Source organism: Pseudarthrobacter chlorophenolicus, from assembly GCF_000962805.1.
Lineage (GTDB): Bacteria > Actinomycetota > Actinomycetes > Actinomycetales > Micrococcaceae > Arthrobacter > Arthrobacter chlorophenolicus_A.
This window is the reverse complement of the sequence record NZ_JZTW01000001.1, coordinates 113116-139046: the sequence shown is the minus strand read 5'-3', so window position 1 is coordinate 139046 and position 25931 is coordinate 113116. Positions and strand designations below refer to the sequence as shown.

Here is a 25931-nt window from a genome sequence, read left to right as displayed (position 1 = left end):
CGGGTTTCGACGAGCTCAACCACCGACCGGCTCAACCACCGGGTGTTTACACGTCGAAGTCGACGGTGACTTCCTTGCTGGTGGGGTGGCTCTGGCAGGTCAGCACGTAGCCCTTGTCCAGCTCATCCTGCTCCAGCGCGTAGTTCTCGTCCATGGTCACGGTGCCGGTGACCACCTTGGCCCGGCACGTGCCGCACACTCCCCCGGCGCACGCGAACGGCACATCCGGGCGCACCCGCAGCGCAGCGTTCAGGATGGACTCGCGGGCATGCGTGGGGCTGGAAACGTCGCCCTGCAGGCCGTCCAGCTTGAAGGTGATCTTGTAGGTCTCCTGGGACTCGTCCACGATGACGGGACGGCCTGCGTGGCCCTCCGGGCGGTCCGGCTTGCCACTGGTGAACAGCTCGAACCGGACGTTCTCCGGCTGCACGCCACGCTCGGCCAGGGTGTCCCGGCACAGCTGCACCAGCTCGAACGGCCCGCACAGAAACCACTCATCCACATCGTCCGCGTGGATGGCGGTGCCCAGCAGCTGCTGCAGCTTCTCGGCGTCGATCCTGCCGCTCAGCAGCGGCGCGATCCGCTGCTCGCGGCTCAGCACATGATGCAGGGCCAGCCGCTGCGGGTACTTGTCCTTCAGGTCCGCCAGCTCCTCCAGGAACATCACGTCCATGGCGGCCTTGTTGGCGTAGATCAGGTCGAACCGGCACTCCGGGTTGGCGGCCAGCAGCGTCCGGGCGATGGCGATCACCGGGGTGATGCCGGAGCCCGCCGCGATGGCCACGAAGCTCGCCTCACCGCTGGATGCCACATCCCCGGCCAGTGCCTCCGGGTTGTTCATCGAGTTCATCCGGTTCTGCTCCACGGCCTTGCCGTCCCGGCCGTGCTTGGAGATGAACGCGCCCATGGGGCTCATCACGTCCAGCGTGTCCCCGGCCTTCAGCTCGGCGTTGGCCCAGGTGGAGAACAGCCCGCCCAGGTCCTTCTTCACCGCCACCCGGATCTCGCTGCTGCCGTCCTCGAAGCTGCGCGGCTCGGCGCAGATGGAGTAGCTGCGGCGGATTTCCTTCGGCTCGCCGGTCTCGTCCGGCAGCGTGGTGCGCAGCGCCACGTACTGGCCGGGCAGGTAGTCGAACTGGCCGGCGAGCTCCGCGGGCACATGGAAGGAGACTTCGATGGCGTCCTCGGTGAGCCGGCGCACCTCCTTCACGGCGAGTGTGTGGAAGGACGGACGACGGCGGCCGGTGGCCTGCGCCTCCTCGGCGGCGGTCTGGCGGACAACAGTCATGGGGAGTTCCTTAGAGGACTTTGAAGTAGTCGAACGGTTCCTTGCAGTCCTGGCACACATACAGCGCCTTGCAGGACGTGGACCCGAAGCGGGTGAGTTCCTTGGTGTTCAGGCTGGCGCACTGCGGGCACTTCACGGCCAGGCTCAGCCGGATGGGGCCGGCGTGCCGTGCTGCGTTGGACATGCCCGACGGCGGGGCGATGCCGTACTCCTGCAGCTTCGCCTTCCCTGCCTCCGTCATCCAGTCCGTGGTCCACGCCGGGGCGAGCACCAGGTCCACGGCGACGTCCGCGTAGCCTTCCTTGGCGAACGCTGTTATTACGTCGTCGCGGATGGCGTCCATGGCCGGGCAGCCCGAGTACGTGGGCGTGACGGTGACCCGCACCTTCGGCGCCGTGCCCGCGGAGGCCGCGCCGCCGTCGTCGTTCTTCTCAATCTGCACGTCCCGAAGGATTCCCAGGTCCTCGATGGTGAGCACCGGGATCTCCGGGTCACACACGGTGGAGGCAATGTCCCAGGCCTTTTGGCGCGGGGTCATGGTCCGGGATTCGAAGTCCGAGATGTACACGGCTGTCACCAGCTCGCACCGGGATGCTCGCGCGCCAGCACCTGCATCTCCGCCAGGAGGTAGCCCAGGTGCTCTGAGTGCCTGCCCTCGCGGCCGCCGCCGGGTGCTACGGGAACGTCCGGCACCTCGAGTTCGGCTTCTTCGAGGACTTCGCCGGTGAGGCGGTCAAAGTCTTCTTTCAGGCTGGAAGGCGCGACGGCGGCGCCCGCCTCCGCGAGCCTGGCCGTCAGGTCGTCGTCGCGGAACAGTTCGCCCACGTACGGCCACATGGTGCGGAGGCCGTGGATCATGCGTTTTCTTGATTCGTCGGTTCCGCCGGCCAGGCGCAGGATCCACTGGGCGCTGTGGTCCCGGTGGTAATCCACTTCCTTCACGGCCTTGGCGGCAATGGCGGCCAGGGTGGCGTCAGTGGACTCGGTAAGGCGGCGGTACAGCTCGAACTGGTAGTAGCTCACCACGAACTGCCGGGCGATGGTGGCTGCGAAGTCCCCGTTGGGCTGCTCGAACAGCTGGACGCTGCGGAACTCGTGCTCGCGGCGGAAGTAGGCGAGGTCATCCTCGGACTTGGGCGTGCCGTCATCGTTGGTCATGGCTGCGCCGGCGTAGGTGAGGAAGCTGCGGGCGTGGCCCAGCTGGTCCAGGGCGATGTTGCCCAGGGCGATGTCCTCCTCCAGCTCCGGGGCACGGGAGATCCAGTGGCCCAGGCGCTGGGCGAGGATCAGGGCGTCGTCACCGAGGCGCAGGGCGTACTCCGCCACGTCCTCGGTGGGCTTGGCCAGGCCGGTCCGTACCTCGAGGGCGATGTCCTCAGGGCGGAGGGCGTTGCCGGGGGTGATGCGGGTGGCGGAGGCGCTGGAATCGCCGCCTCCCATGGGCGCGGCCATGCCGGTGGAAATGTCGCCGTGGCCTTCTGTGTGTGTGGTTTCGGTGTTCGTTTGGGGCGTGCTCACAGGTGCTTTACCCCTTCGCTCTTTGTGTAGTACGTGGCGTGCCGGTAGTCCTTGCCCTGCGGGGACTCGAAGAAGCTGCCCTTGGAATCGGGATCGCTGGCGGCGATGGCGTCGGCCGGGACAACCCAGATGGAGACGCCCTCGTTGCGGCGGGTGTAGAGGTCCCGTGCATTGCGGAGGGCCATGGCGGCGTCCGGGGCGTGCAGGGATCCGGCGTGCACGTGGCTCAGGCCGCGGCTGGACCGGACGAAGACCTCCCAGAGGCCCCAGGCGGAGCGGTCATGGGCGGTGGTTGAGCTTGCCGAAACCGGCCGGCCGTCGGTGGTTGAGCTTGTCGAAACCGGCCGGCCGTCGGAGGTTGAGCTTGTCGAAACCTCGCGAGACTCAACCACCGGGCTGGCCTTCGGGGCTTCGCGGTTGATTTCTGCGGCGCCGCTTGCGGGGGCTTCCGGGTTGCCGTGGGGACTCATGCTGCGTATTCCTTCTGCTTGTTAAGCTGCTTGGCTGCGTAGGCGGCGGCTGCCTCGCGGACCCAGGCGCCGTCGTCGTGCGCCTCCCTCCGGCGCTCAAGGCGCTGGGCGTTGCAGGGGCCTCGCCCGGCCAGGACTTCCTGGAACTCGTGCCAGTCCAGCGGGCCGTGTTCCCACTTCTTGGTGTCCTCGTTGTAGCGGACCTGGTCATCGGGGAGGGTGAGGCCCAGGACCCGGACCTGCTCCACCATCATGCCCACGAAGCGGCTGCGGAGCTCGTCATTGCTGAACCGCTTGATGTTCCAGGCCATGGACTGCTTGGAGTTGGGTGAATCGTCGTCCGGCGGGCCAAACATCATCAGCGCCGGGGCGTACCAGCGGTTCACGGCGTCCTGCGCCATCTGCTTCTGCGCTGCCGTTCCGTTGGAGAGTTCCAGCAGGATCTCGAAGCCCTGGCGCTGGTGGAAGGATTCTTCCTTGCAGATGCGGACCATGGCGCGGCCGTAGGGGCCATAGGAGGCACGGCACAGCGGGACCTGGTTGCAGATGGCTGCGCCGTCTACAAGCCAGCCGATGGCGCCCATGTCCGCCCAGGTGAGCGCGGGGTAGTTGAAGATGGACGAGTAGCGGGCCTTGCCGGCGATGAGGTCGTCCATCATCTTGTCGCGGGACTGTCCGAGGGTTTCGGCGGCGCTGTAGAGGTAGAGCCCGTGGCCGGCCTCGTCCTGGACCTTGGCCATCAGGATGGACTTGCGCTTCAGGCTGGGGGCGCGGGAGATCCAGTTGGCCTCCGGCTGCATCCCGATGATCTCCGAGTGCCCGTGCTGGGACACCTGGCGCAGCAGCGTCTTGCGGTAGGCGGCCGGCATCCAGTCCTTGGGTTCAATGCGCGAATCCTCGGCGATGACGCGGTCGAAGTGGGCCTGCCCGGCTGCGTCTGCCTCTTGCTGGGCCGCCTGGGCCTGGGCCTGATTGGCTGCTGGCTCAGCGGGCACTGACTGCAGGTTCTGCGCTGCCATGGTTGCTCCTATGCAATGACCTTCTGGGACGCGGCTCGAATTATTTACCGACCGTTCGTTCAGGATATGCGGAAGCGTTTGGGGCCGTCAAGCCTGCCGCCCGTGCCGCCTGTCCCTTCTGGCTGGGCGGCTGCGTTTGCGACGCGCGCTCACCTGGCCGCGCGGCCGCCGTCGACACCCCTACCCGTCCTCGACCCGCACATTCGATGGCGCGGCCCAGATATCCGGTGCGCCATCTCACCTGCAGGTCGAGCACGAACTTGCGCGTCGTCAGCAGTTCTCCACACGAACGCGGGCTCAGTTGGCCGCGCGGCCGCCCTCGACACCCCTACCCGTTCTCGACGCGCACATTCGATGGCGCGGCCCAGATATCCGGTGCGCCATCTCACCAGAGGGTCGAGAACGAACCCGCGCGTCCTCAGCAGTTCTCCACATAGCGGCAGGTGCTGGTTCCGCCGGGCACCCTGCGGCTGGCAGCCTCGAATCATGCCCGATTTGCCACCGCTCCTCCTGTCCCGTGACCGCCTGTTCCATGGGCTGAGCCCGGACCACCTGGCCAAACGTGTACGGGCCGGCCACCTTGTCCGGATCCGGCACGGCGTCTACACGGACGGGCCGGCATGGCGGAACCTGAAGGAGTGGGAGCAGTACCGTCTCCGCATCCAGGCCGCGGCCGAGACGTTCCAGAAGCCCGCCGTGTTTTCGAGGCACTCAGCGGCCAGCGTGTGGGGCGTCCCCACCATCGGGCAGCAGCACCCGGTCCAGGCCCTCACATTCAAGAACGACGGCGGCCGGTCCCGTGCCGGCGTCAGCCGCCACTTTGCGCCGCCGGCCGGCTTATCCGTCGTGGCCCGGGATGGGCTCCTGGTCACGGACCGCGTCCGCACAGTCCTGGACCTGGCGGCGTCGGTACCGTTCACCCATGCCGTGGCGCCCATGGACCACGTACTTCGCCCGGACAGGGGACGCCGACTGCCGGCACTGACCAAGGCTGAACTGGAAGCCGGTATCGGCTCGAACTACACAGCTGCTGCGGGCAGGAGGATCCGGGCGGTCATCAACTTTGCGGATCCTGCATCCGGCTCTGCGGGGGAATCACTCAGCCGAGCGTTGATACACGTGGCGGGGTTCGAGGCCCCGCTCCTGCAGGCACCGATCGTTGACGCGGCTGGCAACCTGATCGGCTACGCGGACTTCTTCTGGAAGGGCGCGAAAGTTGTGGGTGAGTTCGATGGCGTGGAGAAGTACGTCAAGCCCGAGTTCCTCAAGGGGCAAACAGCGTCCCAGGCAGTCGTGGCGGAAAAGAACCGCGAGAACCGGATCCGCGCCACCGGTCTGCACGTGGAGAGGTGGGACTGGGACGAACTCATGAAGCCGGGAGTTCTGGAAGGCAAACTGGCAGCGGCAGGCGTGCCCCGCCGTCGTACGCGTTCCGGAGCCCTCGACGCGCTGACCTGGCCATGACGCGCGCCCCTGTTTTCGACGCGCACCCTCGAACTCGACCCGCATCCTCGCTTTCGACGCGCATCCTCGATGTCGCACGTGATATCTCCCGGGCGCCGACGAATGTGCGAGTCGAAAACGCACATGCGCAGCGGCAGGAGTGCCCCGCCGTCGTACGCGTTCCGGGTCCCTCGACGCGCTGACCTGGCCATGACGCGCTCCCCCGTTTTCGACGCGCATCTCCGAACGCGACGCACAACCCTGTTTTCGACCCCCATCCTCAACGACGCACGTGATATCTCCGGGGCGCCGACGAATGTGCGAGTCGAAAACGCACATGCGCAGCGGGACCGGACTCCCGGCCGGCGGGGTGCGCCAGTCAGCCTGTGTGGAAGCTGCTTCGAGAAACCCGATTGCGGCGGGCACAGGAGTTCTTAAGCCTTTCTTAAGGGCGCCTTGGGAAGGTTGAAACGTGGGCCGGACAGCGGCCCGTCCCCTCCCCAAGGAAGCCGATGCACCAGCCACCAGACAACACACGCGGTCAACAGCACCCCGCACCCTCGGCTTCCCCGGCCGTCGGCACCCGGTTCCGGGCACTCCCCCAGCCCCGCCACTGGCTGCCGGTGGGAGCACTGCTGTGCGCCGCCGTCGTGGTGATTGGCCTGGCCGTGCAGCTGGTGCCCGGCGATACCGCCGCGGAACTGGGCGTAGACCAAACCCTCAGCCTGCACCACGCCGCCGCGCTGACCGTCGTGGCCATGGGAATCAATTTGCTGTTCGGCCCAGCAGCGGGCCTCCTGATCGTCGCCGCAGCCGCACTGGGCATCTGGGTGTTCCGGCGGGACCTGCTGAAAGCCGTGGCGTTCGGCCTCACGGCGTGCTCGGGCTGGGTGGCCAGCGAGGCCTTCAAGCTGATCTTCGCCCGGCAGCGGCCCAACCCGGCGCTGCTTTTCGATCCCCTCGCCCCGGAGACCGGCTCCAACAGCTTCCCCAGCGGCCACACCTCCTTTGCCGTCGCACTGACGTTCGCGCTGTACTTCCTGGCCCGCGGCACCCGCTGGGCGAAAGTTGTGGCGGTGGCCGGTGCGGTGATGGCCGTGGTGGTGGCCTGGTCCCGGCTTTACATCGGCGTGCACTACCCCACGGATGTGGCGGCGTCCTTCCTGGCAGCGAGCGCCGCAGCGGTCCTGCTCGCCGGACTCTGGAACCGCTTCGCCCCGCAGCTTGTGGAGCGCCTGCCCGCCGCCGCTATGCCCCGCTCGGGCCGGATCTAAGGGACTGGATATGCACAACATGATTGCTTTGGCGGCCGTGACAACCGCCGGTTCACCGTCCCTGCTGGACCCGGCCAGCCTCCTGGAAGGCCTGGGACCGGCAGCGCTGGGCGTGATCGCCGCGATGGTGTTCATCGAATCCGGCGTCCTGTTCCCGTTCCTGCCCGGCGACTCGCTGCTCTTCACGGCCGGGCTCCTGCACCAGCAGCTGCAACTGGCACTGCCCGTGCTGATCGGGGTGATCACCGCGGCCGCCATTGCCGGCGACCAGGTGGGCTACATCATCGGGCGGAAGTTCGGCCGCCGCTGGTTCAAGGACGATGCCCGCATCCTGAAAACGGCGCACCTGACCGCCACGGAAGACTTCTTCCGCCGCCATGGAGGCGCCGCCGTCGTGCTCGCCCGTTTTGTGCCCATGGTGCGCACTTTCGCCCCGCTCACCGCCGGCGCCGCCCGCTACGAGTACCGGTCCTTCGCCCTCTGGAACATTGTTGGCGCGGCCGTCTGGGCAACGTCGGTGACGCTCCTGGGGACGTGGCTGGGGCACTACGAGATCGTGGCGAAGAACATCGACGTCATTGCCGTGGTGATGGTGCTGGTCTCAGTGGTGCCGTGGGTGGTGGAGTTCGTGAAGCGCCGCCGCAAGGCTGCCGCGGCTGCTGGCACCGCCGGCACCGCCGCCGGGCCGGCTGAGAAAGAATAGGCGCATGACAACCGCGGAACGGCTGGCCCTGCTGCTCATTGAGGATGATCCCGTGCTGGGTCCGCTGATCGCCGAGCTGCTGGAACCGGACTATGCGGTCCGGCTGGCGGCCAACGGGCAGGAGGGCCTGCACCTGGGGCTGACCCAGCCGTGGGACGTGATGGTGATTGACCGCGGCCTGCCCGTGATGGACGGGGTCAGCGTGATTGCGGCCCTTCGGTCCAAGGGCGTGGCTACGCCCATCCTCATCCTCACCGCCCTGGGCGACACCGACCAGAAGGTTCAGGGGCTGGACGCCGGCGCCAACGACTACATGACCAAGCCGTTCGACGCCGGCGAGCTGGCCGCGCGGCTGCGCGCCCTCACGCGGACGTACAGTACGCCCGACGACGGCGGCGCCGCCCTGGTGGGCATCGGCACCTGGGAGCTGGACCCGGCCTCGCGCGCGGTGCGTTCCGTGTACGGGCACACGGTGTCCCTCACCGCGAAGGAGGCCGAAGTCCTGGCGGCCCTCGCGGCGGAACCCGGCCGGGTGTTCACCCGCGACGAACTGCTGACGGGCCACTTCCATCCCACCGACCAGCCCGGGGTGATCGACACCTACGTCCATCATCTGCGGCGGAAGATTTCCCGGACGGTGATACGCACCGTGCACGGCGTGGGCTACCAGATCGGCGACCCGACGTGACCGGGGCTCCCGCCTCCGGGGATGCCGAGACCCTCCGGCGCGCCTCGCTGAAGGTGGGCCTGCGGATCACTGCCGCGTGCGCGGTGCTGGTGCTCTGCCTCCTTGCCGCCGCCACCGCCTTCCTCATGTACAGGCTCGCCAACCCGGTGCAGCCCGGGTCCACGGCACCCGGCAAGGCCTACACGTACCTTGATTCGACGGACCTGATCGAGGGGATGATCCTGGCCGGGCTGGCAGGCGTGGTGCTGGCCGGCGTGGTGGGGTGGCTCAGCGCCCGCAGCGCCATCCGCCCCCTGGGTGAAGCGCTGGCCCGCCAACGGCAGTTCGTGCAGGACGCCAGCCATGAACTGCGCACGCCCCTGACCATCCTGGACACCCGCATCCAGCTGGCGCAGCGCAAGGCCGAGCCGGGTTCCGAAACCGGCCAGGCCCTGGCACGCATCAGGGAGGACGCGGGCACCATGACCGCGATAGTCAACGAGCTCCTCCTGGCGGCCACCGGGGGTGCTGCGGAAGCTGCCGATCCGGTGGACGTGGCCTCGGTGGCCCGTTCCGTGACGGCCGACCTGCAGGACCTGGCGGAGCAGCAGGGGGTCCGGCTGGAGTTCACCTCCAGTGCGGCGCCGCTTGCGCGGATCGATCCCGGTTCCCTGCGCCGCGCGGTGCTGGCCTTGGCGGACAACGCGCTTACGCACACGCCCGACGGCGGGACCATCACCATCAGCGCCTCGGCGGAGGGTTCGTTTGCGGTGCTTCAGGTGGCGGACACGGGAGCGGGAATCACCGGCGTTGACCCTGACCGGATTTTCGACCGTTTTGTCCGTGCGCCGGGGCCGGGCAACTCCCCGGGCAAGCGGAGCTTTGGGATCGGGCTGGCCCTGGTCCGCGAGATCGCCTCCGGTGCAGGTGGCACGGTGAAGGTGGCCCGCACCGGGCCGGACGGAACCACCATGCGGCTAGCCCTTCCGCTGGCCCATTTCTGAGGTTTGGGCCGGTCCCCGACGCTGATCTCCGTCTGCGACGCGCATCCTCGATTTCGCACTGGGTATGTGGGGTGCGCCCGCGGATATGCGGGTCGAGAACGGATATGCGGGTCGCGGCCGGGCGGTCAGCTGGCGGGGTCGTACATGAACTCGCGCAGCTCCTGGGCGCAGCGGCAGGCCGCTGCGATCTTCCGGGCCCACTCCTCGGCCTCCGCCCGGGTAGGCACCTCCAGCACGGTAAACCCGCCGGTGAGGTCCGAGCCCGGGTAGATGTCCGTGCCCACGGAGCCGTCAGCCTGCACCAGCACGGGAGCCACATCCTCCGCGATCCCGCCGCCGAAAACGTACACACCGGCAGCTTTGGCCTCCTCGATCACGGCATGGGACTCCGCCACCACGATGGGGAACTCCTCCTCCGTGAGGTTCATGGCTTGGCCCTTGCCCGGGAAGGAAATCAGGTACTTGGTCATCGCTCGATGGTGCCACGTGCGCGACCGCAGCGACAGGGAATTCCGGCCGCGGCCACAAGGGAAGTACGACGGCGGTCAGTCGCCTGCTGCGAGCGCGTCCGCCCAGGCCTGCTGGTTCCGTTCGACATACCGGGCGGCCGCCTGCCAGTGGGCGCCGTGTCCGTTCACGAACATGTCCGCCCAGGGTTGGAAGCCCGACTGGTGGGAGGACTCCAGGAGCTGGTACATGGCCGCCGTCCGCCGCACCATCGCAGCAGGAAGCGCGGCACGCAAGGAGGCATCGGCGTCGTACCCGTCCACCAAAGCACGAAGCCTGAGTGCCGCGTCCTGCACCGGTTCGCCTTCGATGAGGAGCCCGAATGACTGTGCGGAATACGCCAGGTCCCACAGCCGTGTGCTCGGTCCGGCGCCGTCCCAGTCGATGAAAACCCAGCGCTCGCCCGTGATGAGGTTCCAGGGCGCGAGGTCGTTGTGGCACATCAGGTCCGGCTGCTCGGCGGGCAGCAGCATCTCCCAGGAGTCCGGGTTGGGGATGGCAAAGGCTTCGCTCGCGTCGTGGATCTGCCGGATCATGCCGCCCACCCGGACCAGGTCCTGCAGGTTCATGGGCAGGCGGTCCATGGCGGAGGGGCCGCTAACGAATTCGACCACGGCCCGGCCTTTGTTGTCCCGGCCCAGCGGCTGGGGAACGTCCACGCCGGCCTGCCGCAGCGTGGCCAGGAAATCCTGAACCGCCGGCGACGTGTCCAGCCAGGGTTTCCGGACCGTGTCACCCACCCGGACAACGCTTCCGGAAGCGTTCCCGCCGGCCAGTTCCTGCTCTTCAGCGCTCACCCGGCCACGATACCCGGCGCGGTGGTCCGGACGGTGCGGCCGCCGTCGTGCGTTCCCGCCCAGTTAGTGGATCCCCGCCACCCCAACACGCCCGGGACGACGGCGTGTCAGCGGCTCCCTGCCCAACGTCCCCAAAGGTAACTGGGCTGGAGCGCACACCAAGAGTCAGCGGCCGGCGAAGAACTCGGCGGCCAGCTTCTTCGGAGCGCGGGCGGCCCACGCCTCCACGATGATCTCGGCCAGTTCGTCCCGCCCCATCTCCCCGAGCCGCGATTCCTGCACCAGGACGGCGTTGTATCCGTCGAAGTGCGGAATGGTGAAGAACGGAACGGTCGGGTCCTCCACCAGCGCTGCTTTGGCGGCGTCATCCGGGACCACAATGACCAGCAGGTCCTGGTACTGCTCCCCCGTCTGCGGGTCCACAGCCGTTTTGTGCGGCGCGCGGTACAGCACGAAGCCCCGGCCCTTGGGTCCCCGCGGCACCTTGTACGTGGGCCGGTCACCCCAGGAAACCCCGAGCTCCACCTCGGGCAGGCCGCTGCAGATGGCGTCGATGTCTTCGGGCTTGGCCTTGCGTTCCATCGCCACAACGTAGCCCCGCCTCCGGGAAGGCTGCAATACCCGCAACTGCCGGATCCGGTTCCTGTAGGCTCGGGGGACCAACGCCTGAGGGGGCAGACGCATGGAACACGAAGGCACTGACGCGGCCAACAATCACGCATCCCGCGAGCAGGGGCCATCGACACTAAGGGCATCGCGGGTTGCAGGCAAGACCCTGAACGTGCCAGTCCTCATCATCCTCGCGATCGTCGTCGCGTTGGCACTGGGCGTCTGGTTGAACCCGCTTCCCAAGTCCGCGGAGCTGGCCATATTGGACCGCCCAGCCACTGCGGCTGACGCCCTTCCCGACGGTGTCTCGCCCCTGCAAATCGAAGGGTTCACGGTGAGGTTGGCCGCGGAGGAAGCAGGCATCCGCTACTTCCTCAGCGGAGACCAGGACCGGAAAAACCTGTGCGTGACCTTCGTCCCGGACAACCACCCCACGCAGTGGGGCACGGCCTGCGGCTCGGGAACCAGTAGCGACCGGGAAATTGTGCGGACCGGCTCCAACGGGCTCGTCTCCGTGGTGCTGGTGCCGGACGGCTACGACGCCAGTGAGCTCGAGCAGGGCGGATTCAAGAAAATCCACGACAACGTCTATGCCGCCCGCACTCCGCGCGTCCCGGGCTCCAACTAGGAAGCACGACGGCGGGACGGGGCTTGCGAGGTCCGTTACCGCGGGTAGCTGCCTTGGCTCTTGTAGGCCCAGTACTGCGCGCTGCTCACGGCGTCGTCCCCGAGGTACCAGCTGACAACGAATGGCACCAACGCCAGTACCGCCACCAGTCCGCCGAAAATGATGCGTACACGCCGGCGGGGCAGGGCGAACATCGACGCGGCAGCGGTTGCCATGGAGGCGGCGGGAACGGCAACGCCGATGGCCATGATCCACTGGCGCTTGGGGATCTCGGCCTCCCAATATTGGGGTGAATAGTCATCGGGGTCCCAGTCGAATCCGGAGCCGAACACCATAAACGTCGACAACACCGACAGGAACAGCAAGGTGACGGCAAAGACCATCAAGACGCCGCCATCCAACCGTTTCCCCATGCCAACCATCCAACCACGGCCCTGGCCACGCCCCTGGCCCGCGCCTGACCGGGCGTGACCGCGAAACTGGCCTCCCGCCGTCGTACGCGGTCTGCCGTTGGCGACGCGCACATCCGACCATGACGCGCAGATTCGCTGGCGCCCCGGATATATGGGCCGCGAGATAGGACATGCGCGTCGGAAACGAATCAGCGCAGCGCAGCGCCGCCGAAACAACGAAGCTCAGGGCCGAAGCTGGTCCCGCACCCCTAAGGAAGACCCGGAAGCCCCGCCAGCCACGTCCAAACTCTGCTGCGTGGCGGCCCAGCTGGCCAGGACCTTCAGCGCGTCCTCCGATGGCGTGGCGGGCTCGGCCGTATACACGTTGATCCGCAGGCCCGGATCGGCCGGGAGCTCAAGCGCCTCGTAGGTCAGGTCCAGGTCCCCCACCGCTGAGTGGTGCAGGCGCTTGCGGCCGGTGCGGTGGTACTTGACGTCGTGCTTGGCCCAGCGGGTGCGGAACTCCTCGCTGCGGGTGGACAGTTCGCCGATGAGGTCCGTGAGGTCCTTGTCGTACGGGTTCTTCCCGGCTGTGGACCGCAGCACGGCCACAATGTCATCGGCACTGCGCTCCCAGTCCCGGAAGAAGGTCCGCGCCTTCGGATTCAGGAACGTGAACCGGGCGCTGTTGGGCGGCGTGACTTCCTCGGCCATCATGTCCTGGTACAGCGCCCGGCCAAGCTCATTGGAGGCCAGGACATCGCCGCGGTCGTTCCGGACCCAGGCCGGCGCCGTCGTAATGGCATCCAGGATGCGCTGAACGCTGGGCCGCACCGTCTGCGGGCTCCGCTTGCGCCGAACCCGGGGCGCCGCGGTGGCTGCCCGGGCCAGGTCGAACAGGTGGGCCGTCTCGGCGTCGTCCAGCTGAAGCGCCCGTGCCAGGGCTTCCAGGACACTGTCCGACGCACCGGACAGGTTCCCGCGCTCCAGCCGGATGTAGTAATCGATGCTCATCCCCGCGAGCATGGCCACCTCTTCGCGGCGCAGCCCCGCCACCCGCCTGTTCCCGCCGTACGCAGGCAGCCCGGCCTCCTCCGGCGTGATCCGGGCACGGCGGGAGGTCAGGAACTTCCGCACGTCGTCGCTGTGTGTCATGGCCTCCACGGTACGCGCCGGCCCGGCATGTCAGGGAGGTACCCGCACACCCTCCCACTTCCCAGCAAACCGAAATACCGTGAAAGGCATGACCATGGAACTCACCCTCAACAACGGCGTCACCATGCCCGCCCTGGGCCTCGGCGTCTTCCAAAGCCCACCGGAACAGACGACGGCGGCAGTCCAGTCCGCGCTCCAGGCCGGCTACCGGCATATTGACACCGCCGCCGCGTACGGCAACGAGCGCGAGGTGGGCGAAGGCATCCGCCGCTCCGGCCTGGACCGCTCCGAGGTGTTCATCGAAACCAAGGTGTGGGTCAGCGACTACGGCTACGACGAAACCCTGCACGCCTGGGACAAGGCCGTGGGGAAGCTCGGGGTGGAACAGCTGGACCTGCTCATCCTGCACCAGCCCGCGCCGGACCGGTTCGCCAAGACCATCGCCGCGTACAAAGCCCTGGAAACCCTGCTGGCGGAAGGACGCGTACGGGCCATCGGCGTCAGCAACTTCATGCCGCACCACCTCAAGCAGCTGCTCGAGGAAACCGACGTGGTCCCGGCCGTCAACCAGATCGAGCTGCACCCCTACTTCGCCCAGCCGGACGTCCAGACGGCCGATGCGGCCAGCGGAATCCTCACCCAGGCGTGGTCGCCCATCGGCGGCATCACGTTCTACCCCGGCTGGGGCGATGAAAACCGGCGGAACGTCATGGAAGACCCGGTGATTGCCGCCGTCGGGCAGGCCCACGGCAAGACACCCGCCCAGGTGATGCTCCGCTGGCACCTGCAGCAGGGCCGCTCCGCCATTCCCAAGTCCACCAACCCGGGGCGCATCGCGGAGAACTTCGACGTGTTCGACTTCGAACTCAGCGCTGCGGACATCGCGGCCATCGACGCACTGGATACGGGCAGGCGCAGCGGGCCGGACCCGGACGAAGCGCGCCTGGAACGGTTCGCGATGCCCATCCCCGAAGCCTGATCCCACCCCACATACCCTTCGAAAGGAACCCCTCATGGCAACGTGGCTCATCACAGGATGCTCCACCGGACTTGGCCGTGCCCTGGCCCAGGCCGTGCTCGCGGCCGGGCACAACGCCGTCGTCACCGCCCGAAACGCCTCAGCGGTGGAGGACATCGCGGCGGCCCACCCGGACACCAGCCTGGTCCTCCCCCTGGACGTCACCAACACGGCGCAGGTGGCGGACGCGGTGCGGCAGGCCGAGGAGCGCTTCGGCAGCGTGGACGTGCTGGTGAACAACGCCGGGTACGGGTACCGCGCGGCCGTTGAAGAAGCGGATGATGGCGACATCCGGAGTTTGTTCGACACGAACTTTTTCGGCGCGGTGGACATGATCAAGGCAGTCCTGCCCGGCATGCGGGCACGGAAAGCCGGTGCGATCTTCAACATCTCCTCCATCGGCGCTCGCATCACCCCGGCCGGGTCCGGCTATTACTCCGCCACGAAGGCCGCGCTGGAGGGGCTGAGCGGATCGCTCCGTAACGAGGTTCAGCCGCTGGGCATCAGCGTCACCGCCGTGGAACCGGGCGCCTTCCGCACCGACTTCGCCGGCCGCTCGCTTACGCAGTCCGCGACGCCGATCGGGGACTACGCGGACACGGCCGGCAAGCGGCGCAAGGAGAACGACACGATGGACGGCAACCAGGCCGGAGATCCTGCGAAGGCGGCGGAAGCCATCATCACGGTGGCGGAATCCGGGAATCCGCCGGCGCTGCTGCTCCTGGGCACGGACGCTTACGGCGCGTTCGGCATGGTGGCCGACGCCCAGCTGGCCGAGCGGGAGCAGTGGAAGGATCTCAGCACCAGCACCGACATCGCCGGCTAGCCCCCCTTGCCCCGCAGGCTCGCCCAACTAGGTAGCAGCAGATGTCGTTTTGCGCCCCCATAACGACATCTGCTGCTACCTAGTTGCAGGGGTGCGTCAAGAACCCGTCAAAATCACCGGCAAGCTGGCTCCTTTTCCGGCCTCCGGGCGTGTGATGGACGTGCAGGGGTTGGCACGGGCAAAGGCAGGGCACATGCGCTGGGACGATCTACCCCAACGGGACAGCGGGGTTAGGTTCGCCGCCGCTCCCGACGAAGTGGAAGGTTACGGCGGCCGCGGCGTGAACGGGTATGCACTCCACCCGGCCGGCGGGTACGTCTTCCTGGACGCGGGCAATGCCGGCTGGTGGGTGGTCTTCCAACCTCACGGAGAACCTGGACCCCACTGGCAGCACGGGCTGGGCGATGTCCTCGCCTGCAGCGCAGCGTTCGATGACGTGGTCCACGTGGTGGTGCTTGCCTCCGGAGTCCGGGGAGCCGACGCCCTGGCTGCCTTCCACTCCGCCATGCCGGCCACCCTCGAAGAAGCCGTGGACGTTGCCGCCGCGCTCCCCTCCCCAACTGGGTAGCAGTAGATGTCGTTTTGAGCCCCCATAAGGACATCTGCTGCTACCTAGTTGGAGGACGGGAAACTGGGTGCGCCGCCCCGTGTAGGGTCAACGGGTGGAAACTCAGAGGACTGCGACGCACCCAGGCACACCGGACCAGCTCGGGAGCCGCCGGCAGGCCCCGGACTCCGCCGCAGCACCTAGTGGCTGGAAGCTCCCGGCCGCACTGGGGCTCCTCGCATTCTGCGTCGCCTTCGTGGGCCTGTGGATCCCCTCTTTCTGGGACGACGAGATCGCCACCATCTCCGCCGCCCGCCGCACACCCGGCGAACTGCTGCTGCTCCTGCAGTCCGTGGATGCGGTGCACGGGCTGTACTACCTCTTCATGCACTTCTGGACGTCCGTGTTCGGCTTCTCGGAGATCGCCATGCGGATCCCGTCCGCCCTGGCCGTGGGGCTGGCCTGCGCCGGAACAACCGTCATTGGCCGCAAGCTGGGCTCCCCCACCGCTGGCATCGCCGCCGGCCTGGTCCTGGCCTTCCTGCCCCGCATGGTCTGGGCCGGCACCGAGGCCCGGCAGTCCGCATTCACAGCCCTGCTGGCCGTGGCACTCACCCTGCTCCTGCTGCGGGCCTGGGAATCCAACCGCGTCCTCGACTGGGTGCTGTACGGACTGTGCGCGGCGGTGGGCGTCTGGATGTTCATGTTCTTCGTCCTCGCCGTGATGGCGCACGCGGCGGCAGCGGTGATCCTGCGGCGCCGGGTGATCGGCACGTTGGTAGCCTCCGCCCTGGCCGGGGCCACGGTGCTGCCGTTCCTCCTCCACACGCTGGGCCAGAAGGCGCAGGTGGACTGGATCCAAAACCGGTCCCTCGCCCAGATTCTCATGACCGCCGCCGTGAAGCAGTTCTTCTACGGCGATGACAGGCCCACCAACAACGCGCCGCCGCAGTGGGTCCTCGGGTCCATGCTGGTGCTCGGCGTACTCGAGGTAGGGCTGGTGGTGTGGGGCATCTGGGCAGCAAGGCGCCACGGCCGGCACAGGACGCTCATCGTCCTGGGCCTCTCCATCATCATCCTCCCGGCCCTGGGGCTCCTGCTGGTCACCCTGGTGGCCCAGCCGGTCTACGTGGCCAGGTACCTGACCTTCACCGCCCCCGCTTTCGCCCTTCTGGTGGGCCTGGGCATCTCCCAGCTGCCCGCCCGGAAAGCCTGGCTGCGCCCGGTGGCGCTCGCCGCCGTCGTCCTCTGCAGCCTGGTTCCCCAACTGACCATCAAGAGCGTGGTCAACGAACCCGCCGACACAGAGCGCCGCATCGCCCGCATGCTGGACGGGGAACTCCCCCGGCCCGCCGCCGTCGTATTCGGGGAACCGTACCTGCGCGACCTCGCCCTGGCCTACCCGGAACACTTCGACGGCGTAGCTGACCTCGCACTCGCCGAAAGCCCTGCCGAGTCCGGAACGCTGTGGGGCGTGAACTCGCCCGTTTCGGCCAGGGACCTGGCCCGCCGCGGAAATGTCCTCTATGTCGGCCAGGGCGGGGCGCCGGCAAACCTCGCCGCCTTCGCAGAAGCAGGCTGCCGGGAAACGGGCCACCGGCCCTTCGAGCGCATGCTGCTGATTTCCTTCACCTGCTCCTGACCGGCGGCGCGATTCTAATTTCCCCAACTAGGTAGCAGCAGATGTCGTTTTGAGGCCCCATAACGACATCTGCTGCTACCTAGTTGGGGCGGGATACGCTGGCCTGATGCCCCACCTCACCGACCTGCTGCCCACCCTGGCGGCGCTCGCCATCCTGGTGGCCCTCACGGTGGGCGTCCTGTGGGGCTCCCGGACTCCGCATTACCTTGCCCCCGCCGTGGCCATCCTCCGCGGCGCCGCCCAACTGGCTCTCATCAGCCTCATCCTGGGCGGAATCATCAGCGATCCACTCTGGGTGGGCGCGGCTTTGCTGGTCATGTTCAGCGTGGCGGCCACGACGGCGGCCCGCCGGCTGGGCTGGCAGTGGCACCGGTTTGCCGTGGTGGCCGGGACGATGGCCCTGGGCATCACGGTGACCCTGGCCGTGGTGTTCGCAACCGGCGCGATCGACTTCACGCCGCGGTACGTGCTGGCGGTGGGCGGGATCGTGATCGGCAACTGCATGAGCATTGCCACCCTGGCCGGGCGCCGGTTCTACGAGGCCGTCAATGAGCAGTGGGACCAGGTGGAAGGCTGGCTGGCGCTGGGTGCCACCGCGGGTGTTGCCACGCTGGCGCAGGCCCGGCAGTCCGTGCATTCGGCCCTGATCCCCTCCACGGACCAGACCAAAACCACAGGCCTGGTCACCCTGCCCGGCGCGTTCGTGGGCGCCATCTTCGGCGGTGCCTCACCTTTGGAGGCGGGCCGGTTCCAGGTGGTGGTGCTCGCGTCCATCATGGCAGCGGGGTCCGTCACCGCCGTCGTACTTCTCCGCTCCCTGCGCGGCGTGAAGGTGCGGCCGGCTATTCCCTGACCGCGCGGCGCACGCCCGGAGCAGCCCGGAAAAGGCCTGCGGACATAGCTTCGCCACGGCCTCGGCTGCTGGTGGCGGGCCCAACCCCGCTCCGCGGCGCTCCGGCCGTGGCGGATTCCGGTGCTAATGCGAGACGCGGTAGGCGTGGCGGACGTCGGTGCTCGGCTTGATGGCGGCTGCTGTAACCACCAGCGCCACTCCACCTGCGATCCACGATGTCAGCGCCGCTCCCGTGGCGCCTGTGTAGGTCCCCAGCCATGGCGAGAGGACCAGTCCTGCGGCCAGGATGGCCTGGACGTATTCCATGGCCGGCATACCGGGCATGGCCAGGTTGATCAGGCCACTGACCACCAGCAGCCCGCCGAAAACGAGCATGCAGGTTGTGGACAAGTTGAGCTGCCGGGTCCAGAGGACCGCGACCGCAGTGAAGAGTCCGGCGGCAACTGTTGCCCAGTCCTGCCACCGATACCACTTAGTCACTGAATTTCCTTTCTGTCCGGAACGGTGGGGCCCGCTGCCTTCCCGCCCCGCGGACACTGCTGCCCGCAACTTAAGTCAACGCCTCGGGGACGCCATCTTCAAGGGCAAAAGGGCCCGCCGGACCAGCCCGAAAAAACCTCTTGCGCCGCCAGTACCCAGTGTTACTATGTAGTGGTAGTCAGCAACACTAAGTAGCAGGAGCGGCACATGGGCAAACAGATGACGGAAATGCTCAAGGGCACCCTTGAAGGCATCGTCCTGGCGATCCTTGCCACCCGGCCGGCCTACGGCTACGAGATCACCACGCGGCTGCGGGACCAGGGCTTTGCGGACATTGCGGAGGGCACCGTCTACGCACTGCTGGTCCGCATCGAACAGCGCGGCCTGGTGGACGTGGAGAAGGTCCCGTCCGAGAAGGGCCCGCCACGCAAGGTGTACTCGCTGAACGCCGTGGGCACCCGGGAACTTGAAGAGTTCTGGAGGACGTGGAGCTTCCTCGCAGAACGTATCGAACAGCTCCACCAGGAAGGTAACTGACATGGCCGCCAAATGGATCGAAGCACTCACCGGCCCGCTCGAGCAGAAGAAGCAGTACAAGCAGGCCAAGGCACGCCTGGACGCGCTGCCCGAGCCCTACCTCACCGCCGCCGCGGCCTTCAACAGGTACCTCATGTACTACGGCGGGGTCACCGAGGGCGACACCATGGTGCAGATGATCTCCGACCTCGCCGACCTTTGGGAACGCGCCGCCATCGACGGGACCCCGGTAGGAGACATCGTGGGCAGCGACCCCGTGGAATTTGCCGAATCCTTCGCCCAGGCTTACGGCGGCAAGCGCTGGATCGACAAGGAACGCGCCCGGCTGATCGAGGCCGTGGACGATGCGAAGAGGAAGGAATCCAAACCATGACCGCGGCAGCCGTCCCGGAACCCGCAGTCCGGGAACCCGCCATCCGGGTGCGGGGCATCGAAAAGTCGTTTAAGGACCTGCAGGTCCTCCGGGGCGTCGACTTCGACGTGGCGCCGGGGACCATCTTCGCGCTCCTCGGCTCCAACGGCGCGGGCAAAACCACCCTGGTGCGTATCCTGTCCACGCTGCTGGCAGCGGACACGGGCACCGCCACGGTGAACGGGTGCGACGTCGGCGCGGAGCCGGCCGGGGTGCGCGGGTCCATCAGCCTGACGGGCCAGTTCGCCGCGGTGGACGAGGTGCTCACCGGGCGGGAGAACCTGGTGCTGGTGGCCAGGCTGCGCCACCTGACCGAACCGCGTGCCGTCGCGGAGGAACTCCTGGCCAGGTTTGCCCTCACCGAGGCGGGGAACCGCAGGGCCGCCACCTACTCGGGCGGCATGCGCCGCCGGCTGGACATCGCCATGAGCCTGATTGGCAAACCGCCCGTCATCTTCCTCGACGAGCCCACCACCGGCCTGGACCCACAGGCCCGCCTGGAGGTGTGGCAGACCGTCCGCCAGCTCGCCGGGCAGGGCACCACGGTGCTGCTCACCACGCAGTACCTTGACGAAGCAGAACATTTGGCAGACCGGATTGCCATCCTGCACCAGGGCACCATCATCCAAAACGGCACGCTCACCGAGCTCAAGCAACTCCTGCCGCCCGCCACGGTGGAATACGTCGAGAAGCAGCCCTCCCTCGAGGACGTCTTCCTGGCCCTCGTCGGAAAGCGACTGTGATGAGCACCCACGTCCTCAGCGACACCCGCGTCCTCACCGGCCGGTCGCTGCGCCACATCCTCCGCAGCCCGGACACCATCATCACCACGGCGGTGACCCCGGTGGCCATGATGCTGCTGTTCGTTTACGTGTTCGGCGGGGCCATCAGCACCGGTGCGGGAGGACCGTACGTCAACTATCTGCTGCCCGGCATCCTGCTGATCACCATTTCCTCCGGCGTGGCCTACACCGCGTACCGGCTGTTCCTGGACCTGCAGGGCGGCATCTTCGAACGGTTCCGGTCCATGCCCGTGGCCAGGCCCAGCGTCCTCTGGGCCCATGTGCTTACTTCGCTGGCCGCAAACCTTGCCGCCGTGGCGATTGTGGTGGGCGTGGCCTTGGTGATGGGCTTCCGGTCCGGTGCGTCCGTGGCGGCGTGGCTCGCCGTCGTCGGGATCCTCGCGCTCTTCACCCTGGCGCTGACGTGGATCGCCGTGATCGCCGGCCTGCTGGCCAAGACCGTGGACGGGGCCAGCGGCTTCAGCTACCCGCTGATCTTCCTCCCGTTCATCAGCTCGGCGTTCGTCCCCACTGCGTCCATGCCGGGCCCGGTGGCCTGGTTCGCCGAGAACCAGCCGGTCACCTCCATTGTGGACACCATCCGTGCGCTGCTCGCCCAGGAACCGGTGGGCGGCGGCATCTGGGTTGCCCTGGCCTGGCTGGTGGGCATCCTGGCCGTCGCCTACGGGTTCGCGACATTCATCTACCGCAGGAAGTCCGGCTGACCACAGCCGGTTGGAATGGTTCACCGCTACCCGCGGTGAACCACTTCGGCGTTCTGGGCGTCTTACTAATGTGGTCCTCCGAATTCTGACGGCTGTGGCATTGTTCATCGACGCCGGGGTGCACCTTTTCCTCGCCCCGGGCCATCAGGACGCGCCGTCCGGCGTCATCAGCCAAGGCACCCTGTTCCTGTTCGAGGCCGCCGCCGCAGTCCTGGTGGGGCTGTGGGTGCTGGTCCGCGGCAGCCGCGCCTCCTATGCCGCGGCCCTGGTGGTGGCCTTCAGCGCGTTCGCCGCCGTGATGCTCTACCGGTACGTTGATGTCCCGGCGTTCGGCCCGTTCCCTGCCATGTACGATCCCGTCTGGTTTTTCTCGAAGACCCTCAGCGCTGTTGCCGAAGGCGCCGGAACTATCCTGGCCGCGGTGGGCCTTGCCCGCAGCAGCCGGGGCCGGCACGGCGGCAACCGAAGCAGCATTCCGGAGGCCGCGCGTCCGGGAACTCTGCGCCGGGATACTTGAGTGGTGGAGACCATCACTACCTGGCGCCCGACGCCGGCCGACCGGATCACCCTGGTCCGTGCCACCCTCGCCGCCGTCTGCGCCGTGCTGGCCATCCCGCCGCTGTTCACCGGGGACGTTCCGGGCCAGGTGCCCGGCCTGCTTCTGGTGGTGCTGGGCAGCACGGCACTCCTGCTCGACGCCGTGGACGGTCCGGTGGCGCGGCGGACCGGAACCGCCTCGGACGCGGGAGCCCGGTTCGATTCCGCCACGGATGCCTTCCTGGTGCTGGTCCTGTCCATTGCCACCGTCACGGTGGTGGGCCCGTGGACGCTGGCCATCGGCGCCATGTACTACCTGGTGGCGGCGGCGGGGATTGTCCGGCCGCACCTGCGTGAGCCGCTGCCGCGGAGCACGGCACGCAAGGTGATCGGCGCCGTCCAGCCGCTGGCCCTGCTTCTTGCGCTGGTCATCGCCCAGGTCCCTGGCATGCCGCCCGCCTTAGCTGCCGCCGCTCCGGCCGTGGCACTCCCGCTGCTCCTGTTCTCCTTTGGCCGTGACGTCGTCGTGCTTGAACGGCGCCACCGTGCGTCCACGGAAGCGGCCCCACGGCCCGGCGCGGGGCACCCCGTCCGGCCTGTGCGGTAGTCCGTGATGTCCTTCAGCCGGCCGGGCCGAGGAACTCCCGGATAGCCTCGGACATCCGCGGCGCCTGCGTCCAGTGCAGGTAATGCCCTCCCTCAAGGGGCAGCACCTGGTGCCGCGCCACGTTCTTGAGCAAGTTCTCGGCGGCAGAAACCTTTTCCGCGGTCCGGTCCGTGTGTTCATCGGCAATGAAGGCCTGGACCGGCAGGTCATCCGGGTAGGTGACGCCCCGCAGCGCCGCGGCATTGTTGGCGATCCGGGCGGTCTCATCCGCCACGGCGGGGTTGCCGTAATTCCACGAGCTCATCATGCGCATGCGCTTCAGTTCGTCATCGGTAAAGGCGGTGCTGTCCGGATCCACGACGGCGGGAGCCACCGAGGCCACGGCCCGCACCAGCCCGGTGGCGGACAGGATCCGGGCCCAGTTGACGCCCGGATCCGGCTCCGCGACAGGCCCGTCCCCGGGTTTGGGGATGGAGGCGTCGATGCCGATCACGGCCGCCACCTCGCTGCGGTACCGGTTGGCATAGTCCAGCAGGTAGAACCCGGAGATGGAGTGGCCGGCCAGGACATACGGCCGGGGAACCTGGAGCGACTCCAGCGCCTGGTGGAGTTCGTTGCTGATGTTCCCGTTACTCCGCGGCCCGGCCTCCATGTCGCTGTAACCGTAGCCGAACCCCTCCACCACTATGACGTCGAAGCCGCTGAGCTCACGGACCAGCGGCTGGAAGTCCAGGCCGGGGGCCGGGGTTCCCAGCCCGCTCAGGAGCACGATGGCCTGGCCCTGCTGACCGTTCCGCACCACGTTCAGGCTGCCGCCGGCCACCGCCACCCGTTCCCCGTACGGCTGGACGGTGGCCCGCTCCCGGGACTCCAGGAACAGGTTCAGCAGCGTGGAGGCCAGAAGCAGGCCCACGACGGCGAGCAGGACCAACCCGGCCCGGCGCAACCCGCGCCGGGGCTTCTTCCGAAGCTCGGCGTCGGTGGCTCCCCTGAGGCGGAACATGCGCGGACGGCCCGGTGGGCGGGATCAGGCGGGAATCAGGCGCGGCTCATTCGGGCTTGGCGTACGCGGCTGCGCTCAGGATCTCGTAGCCCACGAAGGTCTCATCGCCTTCCACCCAGGCGTCGTGCCCCGGCGGAACGGCGTAGGCGTGGCCTGCGCTGATGGTGGTCCGTGAGCCGTCGTCCATTTGGACGGTCAGTGTCCCCGCGGTGCAGATGCCCACGTGGTTCACCTGGCAGCTGTCCGTGTGGACCACGGTCTTGACAGTCTCGGACCAGCGCCAGCCGCGCTCAAAGGTAAGCCGGGCCAGGGTGGTGCCGCCAAGGTGCACCACATCCACCACGGTGTTCGGGGGACGGCGCTTTTCGTCGGGTTCATCAAAGGATTTCGCTTCAAGCGCTGCGGCAGTTTCTCCGGCCATTTTCGTTCTCCAGACAGGGAGCATTTTCAACTGTTCGTCCGGGGCGCCGGGGCAGCTCCGGGATGGTTGGCCGCCCGCCCGTGGGGTTCAACGCCACAGGTTCCACGCCGGGCTTTGATCAGCCGCGCCGGCATCCAGGCCGCACCAATGCAGGCCCCAGCGGTAACAGCGTGCGCCCGGGAGGGGCCGCTGTCAATCCCCCGGGATCCCCCGCCGTGCACCCTGGATTTCGGACCCCACCGTACAGTTGGCGGCGTCGTCCACCACGTCCTCCAGGTCACCGGTCCGGTGCAGGACCTCAAGCTGGCGGACGGCTCCGGTGCCGGTGTGCAGGAGCTGGTCCGTCAGTTCCTCCACCCGCTGCAGGTCGCCCATGTCCTCCAGCGCCCCATGGATATGGTGCAGGAGGGAATTGACGACGCCGAGGGCCGGCCCGGGCCTGCTGCTCACCGGATCCAGGAGTTCCCCGCGCAGCCCCCAGCGGCTGGCCTTCCACGCGGCCAGCCGAAGCAGGGCGGTGGGCACCGGGGCGGGGTCCGTCCCGGCCCGCCATTCACGGGCGGCCGTTTCCACCAGCCCGCGGACGATCCCGGCCAGCAGCACTGTGTTCTCCGGCATCATGCAGACGTCGGCGATCCGCACCTCCACGGTGGGATAGTGCCGGGACAGCCGGGCGTCGAAGTAGATCATGCCTTCATCCATGGCGACGCCGGTGCTCACCATGTCGTGCACCAGCTGGTGGTAGGCGTCGGGGGTGCCCAGGATGTCCAGCGGCCCGGCGGAGGGCCAGCGGCTCCACACCTGGGACCGGTAGCTGGCGTATCCGGTGTCCTCGCCGTGCCAGAACGGGGAGTTGGCGCTGAGGGCCACCAGCACCGGCAGCCAGTTCCGGATCCGGTCCAGCACCCCTACAGCCTCTTCGTCAGACTCCACCGACACATGGATGTGGGTGCCGCAGGTCAGCTGTTCCCGGGCGGTCAGGCCGTATTCCTCCACCATGGCCGCGAACCGGCGCAGCCGCACCGGATGGGGATCGCTGGGCAGCGGCGAGGTGCCCAGCGCGGCCACCCGGACGCCAACATCCTCCGCGGCCTGCCGGGCAATGTCCCGGCCCGCCACGATGTCAGCCCGCAGACCGGCGAGAGTGGAGTGCGGCGGGGTGACCACTTCGATCATTTCCTGCTGGAACTCGGCCGTCAGCACCGGCCCGGAACTGGATTCGAACGGCCGGACGTACAGGTCCAGCAACGCGCCGGCCATGGGCACCGCGTCACCCCTGCCCGGGTCCACGAGCAGCAGTTCCTCTTCAACCCCGAACGTCCTGGGCGCGGGACGCCCGGCGCCGTTGCTCCGGACGCTGTTTGCCGCCGTCGTGCCGTCCTGCTGCCGCGGGTTCTGCCCTGCTGCTTCCTGCCCGTTCATGCCAGCCTTCCCGTTGGCCACGCCGTGGGTACCTGCTGACGGTCGCTGCTTGCCGCCGAGAAGTACAGGATAAGCACGAGGATTGGCCGCCGGGAAGGGCGCGCAGGCCAGGGCAGCCGCTGGCAACACCCGCTGTGAGCGGCCAATTAGGCAAGACAATTGGGTCTTTTTGATTGGCCCGCGCGGGTCTACGGTGGTCAAACGGAGCTGCCCGCCCGGGGTGGCCGGCCAAGGAGGACTTTCCATGACAACGCACGTCGCGGACTGCAGCGTAACGAACTGTTCCTTTAACGACCACACGAACTGCAACGCCGCCGCCATCACCGTGGGCGGCGACGAAAACCACGCCCACTGCGCCACGTTCATCGAGGTGGGCGTCCACGGCGGCCTGCCCAAGGTTCTCGCCGACGTCGGGGCCTGCCAGCGCAGCGAATGCGTCCACAACGACCACCTGATGTGCAAGGCGCCCGAGGTCCATGTCGGCCCGGGCAGGGACAACGCGGACTGCCTTACCTACGCCCACGCGTAGCCCGGCATTTCACGCATGGTGCACCCGGGGCGGCTTCCGCTCCGGGTGCACTGCTGTCCCCGGCCGCTTCCCGCTGTACTTCCCCCGCGAACGCCGGTACATTTCTGGAACGTGAC

The 25931-nt window shown here is 68.0% G+C and carries 32 protein-coding genes; 18 read left to right on the top strand and 14 right to left on the bottom strand.

Features of this window, described 5'->3' with window-relative positions:
• Positions 1-46 precede the first annotated feature (46 nt).
• Genes paaE through paaA form a run of 5 tightly spaced genes read right to left on the bottom strand, consistent with a single transcriptional unit; the run spans position 47 to position 4295 of the window.
• Entirely contained in the window at positions 47-1288 is a 1242-nt protein-coding gene (paaE, locus tag UC32_RS00680; RefSeq protein WP_045729379.1) for a 1,2-phenylacetyl-CoA epoxidase subunit PaaE, read from the bottom strand.
• A 10-nt stretch (positions 1289-1298) separates the two neighbouring features.
• Positions 1299-1826, bottom strand: coding sequence for a 1,2-phenylacetyl-CoA epoxidase subunit PaaD (gene paaD, locus UC32_RS00675; RefSeq protein ID WP_045729820.1), 528 nt, complete (start codon positions 1824-1826; stop codon positions 1299-1301).
• A gap of 35 nt (positions 1827-1861) precedes the next feature.
• Entirely contained in the window at positions 1862-2806 is a 945-nt protein-coding gene (paaC, locus tag UC32_RS00670) for a 1,2-phenylacetyl-CoA epoxidase subunit PaaC (protein ID WP_200896288.1), read from the bottom strand.
• On the bottom strand, positions 2803-3276 hold the full coding sequence (gene paaB, locus UC32_RS00665) for a 1,2-phenylacetyl-CoA epoxidase subunit PaaB (protein WP_045729378.1): 474 nt from the start codon (positions 3274-3276) through the stop codon (positions 2803-2805). Before paaB ends, paaC begins: the two co-directional genes overlap by 4 nt.
• Positions 3273-4295 carry a 1,2-phenylacetyl-CoA epoxidase subunit PaaA gene (paaA, locus tag UC32_RS00660; protein ID WP_045729377.1) on the bottom strand — a complete coding sequence of 341 codons (1023 nt, stop codon included), beginning with the start codon at positions 4293-4295 and terminating at the stop codon, positions 3273-3275. The genes paaB and paaA overlap by 4 nt, the downstream gene beginning before the upstream one ends.
• Before the next feature lie 486 nt (positions 4296-4781).
• On the opposite strand from paaA, the gene UC32_RS00655 reads away from it, so the two are divergent.
• The 5 genes from UC32_RS00655 to UC32_RS00635 all read left to right on the top strand — a co-directional run bounded on the left by UC32_RS00655 (position 4782) and on the right by UC32_RS00635 (position 9386).
• Entirely contained in the window at positions 4782-5759 is a 978-nt protein-coding gene (locus UC32_RS00655) for a type IV toxin-antitoxin system AbiEi family antitoxin domain-containing protein (RefSeq protein ID WP_045729376.1), read from the top strand.
• A 491-nt stretch (positions 5760-6250) separates the two neighbouring features.
• On the top strand, positions 6251-7012 hold the full coding sequence (locus UC32_RS00650; RefSeq protein ID WP_082071833.1) for a phosphatase PAP2 family protein: 762 nt from the start codon (positions 6251-6253) through the stop codon (positions 7010-7012).
• 19 nt (positions 7013-7031) lie between these two features.
• Positions 7032-7715: a DedA family protein gene (locus tag UC32_RS00645; RefSeq protein WP_052690485.1), complete on the top strand. Its 684-nt coding sequence runs from the start codon at positions 7032-7034 to the stop codon at positions 7713-7715.
• 4 nt (positions 7716-7719) lie between these two features.
• Entirely contained in the window at positions 7720-8403 is a 684-nt protein-coding gene (locus UC32_RS00640) for a response regulator transcription factor (protein ID WP_045729374.1), read from the top strand.
• A complete protein-coding gene (locus UC32_RS00635; protein ID WP_045729373.1) occupies positions 8400-9386 on the top strand; it encodes a sensor histidine kinase in 987 nt (328 codons plus the stop codon). Before UC32_RS00640 ends, UC32_RS00635 begins: the two co-directional genes overlap by 4 nt.
• 125 nt (positions 9387-9511) lie before the next feature.
• Here UC32_RS00635 and UC32_RS00630 read toward each other — a convergent pair whose 3' ends face one another.
• The 3 genes from UC32_RS00630 to UC32_RS00620 form a co-directional block, all read right to left on the bottom strand.
• Entirely contained in the window at positions 9512-9856 is a 345-nt protein-coding gene (locus UC32_RS00630) for a YciI family protein (RefSeq protein WP_045729372.1), read from the bottom strand.
• Positions 9857-9931: 75 nt separating this feature from the next.
• Entirely contained in the window at positions 9932-10690 is a 759-nt protein-coding gene (locus UC32_RS00625; RefSeq protein ID WP_045729371.1) for a phosphotransferase, read from the bottom strand.
• Positions 10691-10855: 165 nt separating this feature from the next.
• A complete protein-coding gene (locus tag UC32_RS00620; protein ID WP_045729370.1) occupies positions 10856-11272 on the bottom strand; it encodes an MmcQ/YjbR family DNA-binding protein in 417 nt (138 codons plus the stop codon).
• Positions 11273-11372: 100 nt separating this feature from the next.
• On the opposite strand from UC32_RS00620, the gene UC32_RS00615 reads away from it, so the two are divergent.
• Positions 11373-11927, top strand: a complete 555-nt coding sequence (locus UC32_RS00615) for a hypothetical protein (RefSeq protein WP_152642517.1) — start codon at positions 11373-11375, stop codon at positions 11925-11927.
• Between the two features lie 35 nt (positions 11928-11962).
• Here UC32_RS00615 and UC32_RS00610 read toward each other — a convergent pair whose 3' ends face one another.
• Both UC32_RS00610 and UC32_RS00605 read right to left on the bottom strand, forming a co-directional pair.
• A complete protein-coding gene (locus UC32_RS00610; RefSeq protein WP_045729368.1) occupies positions 11963-12340 on the bottom strand; it encodes a hypothetical protein in 378 nt (125 codons plus the stop codon).
• A gap of 222 nt (positions 12341-12562) precedes the next feature.
• The gene (locus UC32_RS00605) at positions 12563-13474 is read right to left on the bottom strand and encodes a helix-turn-helix transcriptional regulator (RefSeq protein WP_045729367.1); all 912 of its coding nucleotides are present in this window, start codon (positions 13472-13474) and stop codon (positions 12563-12565) included.
• A gap of 94 nt (positions 13475-13568) precedes the next feature.
• On the opposite strand from UC32_RS00605, the gene UC32_RS00600 reads away from it, so the two are divergent.
• The 5 genes from UC32_RS00600 to UC32_RS00580 all read left to right on the top strand — a co-directional run bounded on the left by UC32_RS00600 (position 13569) and on the right by UC32_RS00580 (position 18360).
• Positions 13569-14453, top strand: a complete 885-nt coding sequence (locus UC32_RS00600; protein ID WP_045729817.1) for an aldo/keto reductase — start codon at positions 13569-13571, stop codon at positions 14451-14453.
• A gap of 34 nt (positions 14454-14487) precedes the next feature.
• Positions 14488-15318 (top strand): oxidoreductase, encoded by an 831-nt coding sequence (locus tag UC32_RS00595; RefSeq protein WP_045729366.1) that lies wholly within the window; start codon positions 14488-14490, stop codon positions 15316-15318.
• A 193-nt stretch (positions 15319-15511) separates the two neighbouring features.
• The gene (locus UC32_RS00590; protein WP_052690484.1) at positions 15512-15886 is read left to right on the top strand and encodes a hypothetical protein; all 375 of its coding nucleotides are present in this window, start codon (positions 15512-15514) and stop codon (positions 15884-15886) included.
• A 94-nt stretch (positions 15887-15980) separates the two neighbouring features.
• The gene (locus UC32_RS19970) at positions 15981-17507 is read left to right on the top strand and encodes a glycosyltransferase family 39 protein (RefSeq protein ID WP_052690483.1); all 1527 of its coding nucleotides are present in this window, start codon (positions 15981-15983) and stop codon (positions 17505-17507) included.
• A 106-nt stretch (positions 17508-17613) separates the two neighbouring features.
• Entirely contained in the window at positions 17614-18360 is a 747-nt protein-coding gene (locus UC32_RS00580) for an ABC transporter permease (protein WP_045729365.1), read from the top strand.
• 123 nt (positions 18361-18483) lie between these two features.
• Here UC32_RS00580 and UC32_RS00575 read toward each other — a convergent pair whose 3' ends face one another.
• Positions 18484-18840 carry an SPW repeat domain-containing protein gene (locus UC32_RS00575; protein ID WP_015938169.1) on the bottom strand — a complete coding sequence of 119 codons (357 nt, stop codon included), beginning with the start codon at positions 18838-18840 and terminating at the stop codon, positions 18484-18486.
• A gap of 207 nt (positions 18841-19047) precedes the next feature.
• On the opposite strand from UC32_RS00575, the gene UC32_RS00570 reads away from it, so the two are divergent.
• The 6 genes from UC32_RS00570 to UC32_RS00545 all read left to right on the top strand — a co-directional run bounded on the left by UC32_RS00570 (position 19048) and on the right by UC32_RS00545 (position 22440).
• On the top strand, positions 19048-19377 hold the full coding sequence (locus UC32_RS00570) for a PadR family transcriptional regulator (RefSeq protein WP_045729364.1): 330 nt from the start codon (positions 19048-19050) through the stop codon (positions 19375-19377).
• A gap of 1 nt (position 19378) precedes the next feature.
• On the top strand, positions 19379-19750 hold the full coding sequence (locus UC32_RS00565; protein ID WP_045729363.1) for a DUF1048 domain-containing protein: 372 nt from the start codon (positions 19379-19381) through the stop codon (positions 19748-19750).
• Complete coding sequence (locus UC32_RS00560; RefSeq protein ID WP_045729362.1) at positions 19747-20532, top strand: ABC transporter ATP-binding protein; 786 nt, start codon at positions 19747-19749, stop codon at positions 20530-20532. The genes UC32_RS00565 and UC32_RS00560 overlap by 4 nt, the downstream gene beginning before the upstream one ends.
• Positions 20532-21296 (top strand): ABC transporter permease, encoded by a 765-nt coding sequence (locus UC32_RS00555; RefSeq protein WP_045729361.1) that lies wholly within the window; start codon positions 20532-20534, stop codon positions 21294-21296. Before UC32_RS00560 ends, UC32_RS00555 begins: the two co-directional genes overlap by 1 nt.
• 94 nt (positions 21297-21390) lie before the next feature.
• Positions 21391-21813 carry a hypothetical protein gene (locus tag UC32_RS00550; RefSeq protein ID WP_235423543.1) on the top strand — a complete coding sequence of 141 codons (423 nt, stop codon included), beginning with the start codon at positions 21391-21393 and terminating at the stop codon, positions 21811-21813.
• A gap of 3 nt (positions 21814-21816) precedes the next feature.
• Entirely contained in the window at positions 21817-22440 is a 624-nt protein-coding gene (locus tag UC32_RS00545; protein WP_235423542.1) for a CDP-alcohol phosphatidyltransferase family protein, read from the top strand.
• 13 nt (positions 22441-22453) lie between these two features.
• Here the strand turns inward: UC32_RS00545 and UC32_RS00540 are convergent, their stop codons facing one another.
• The 3 genes from UC32_RS00540 to UC32_RS00530 all read right to left on the bottom strand — a co-directional run bounded on the left by UC32_RS00540 (position 22454) and on the right by UC32_RS00530 (position 25286).
• A complete protein-coding gene (locus tag UC32_RS00540) occupies positions 22454-23443 on the bottom strand; it encodes an alpha/beta fold hydrolase (protein ID WP_045729359.1) in 990 nt (329 codons plus the stop codon).
• A gap of 46 nt (positions 23444-23489) precedes the next feature.
• Complete coding sequence (locus UC32_RS00535; RefSeq protein ID WP_045729358.1) at positions 23490-23864, bottom strand: cupin domain-containing protein; 375 nt, start codon at positions 23862-23864, stop codon at positions 23490-23492.
• A 192-nt stretch (positions 23865-24056) separates the two neighbouring features.
• On the bottom strand, positions 24057-25286 hold the full coding sequence (locus tag UC32_RS00530; protein ID WP_082071831.1) for a carboxylate-amine ligase: 1230 nt from the start codon (positions 25284-25286) through the stop codon (positions 24057-24059).
• Positions 25287-25530: 244 nt separating this feature from the next.
• On the opposite strand from UC32_RS00530, the gene UC32_RS00525 reads away from it, so the two are divergent.
• On the top strand, positions 25531-25815 hold the full coding sequence (locus tag UC32_RS00525; protein ID WP_045729357.1) for a DUF1540 domain-containing protein: 285 nt from the start codon (positions 25531-25533) through the stop codon (positions 25813-25815).
• Positions 25816-25931 lie beyond the last annotated feature (116 nt).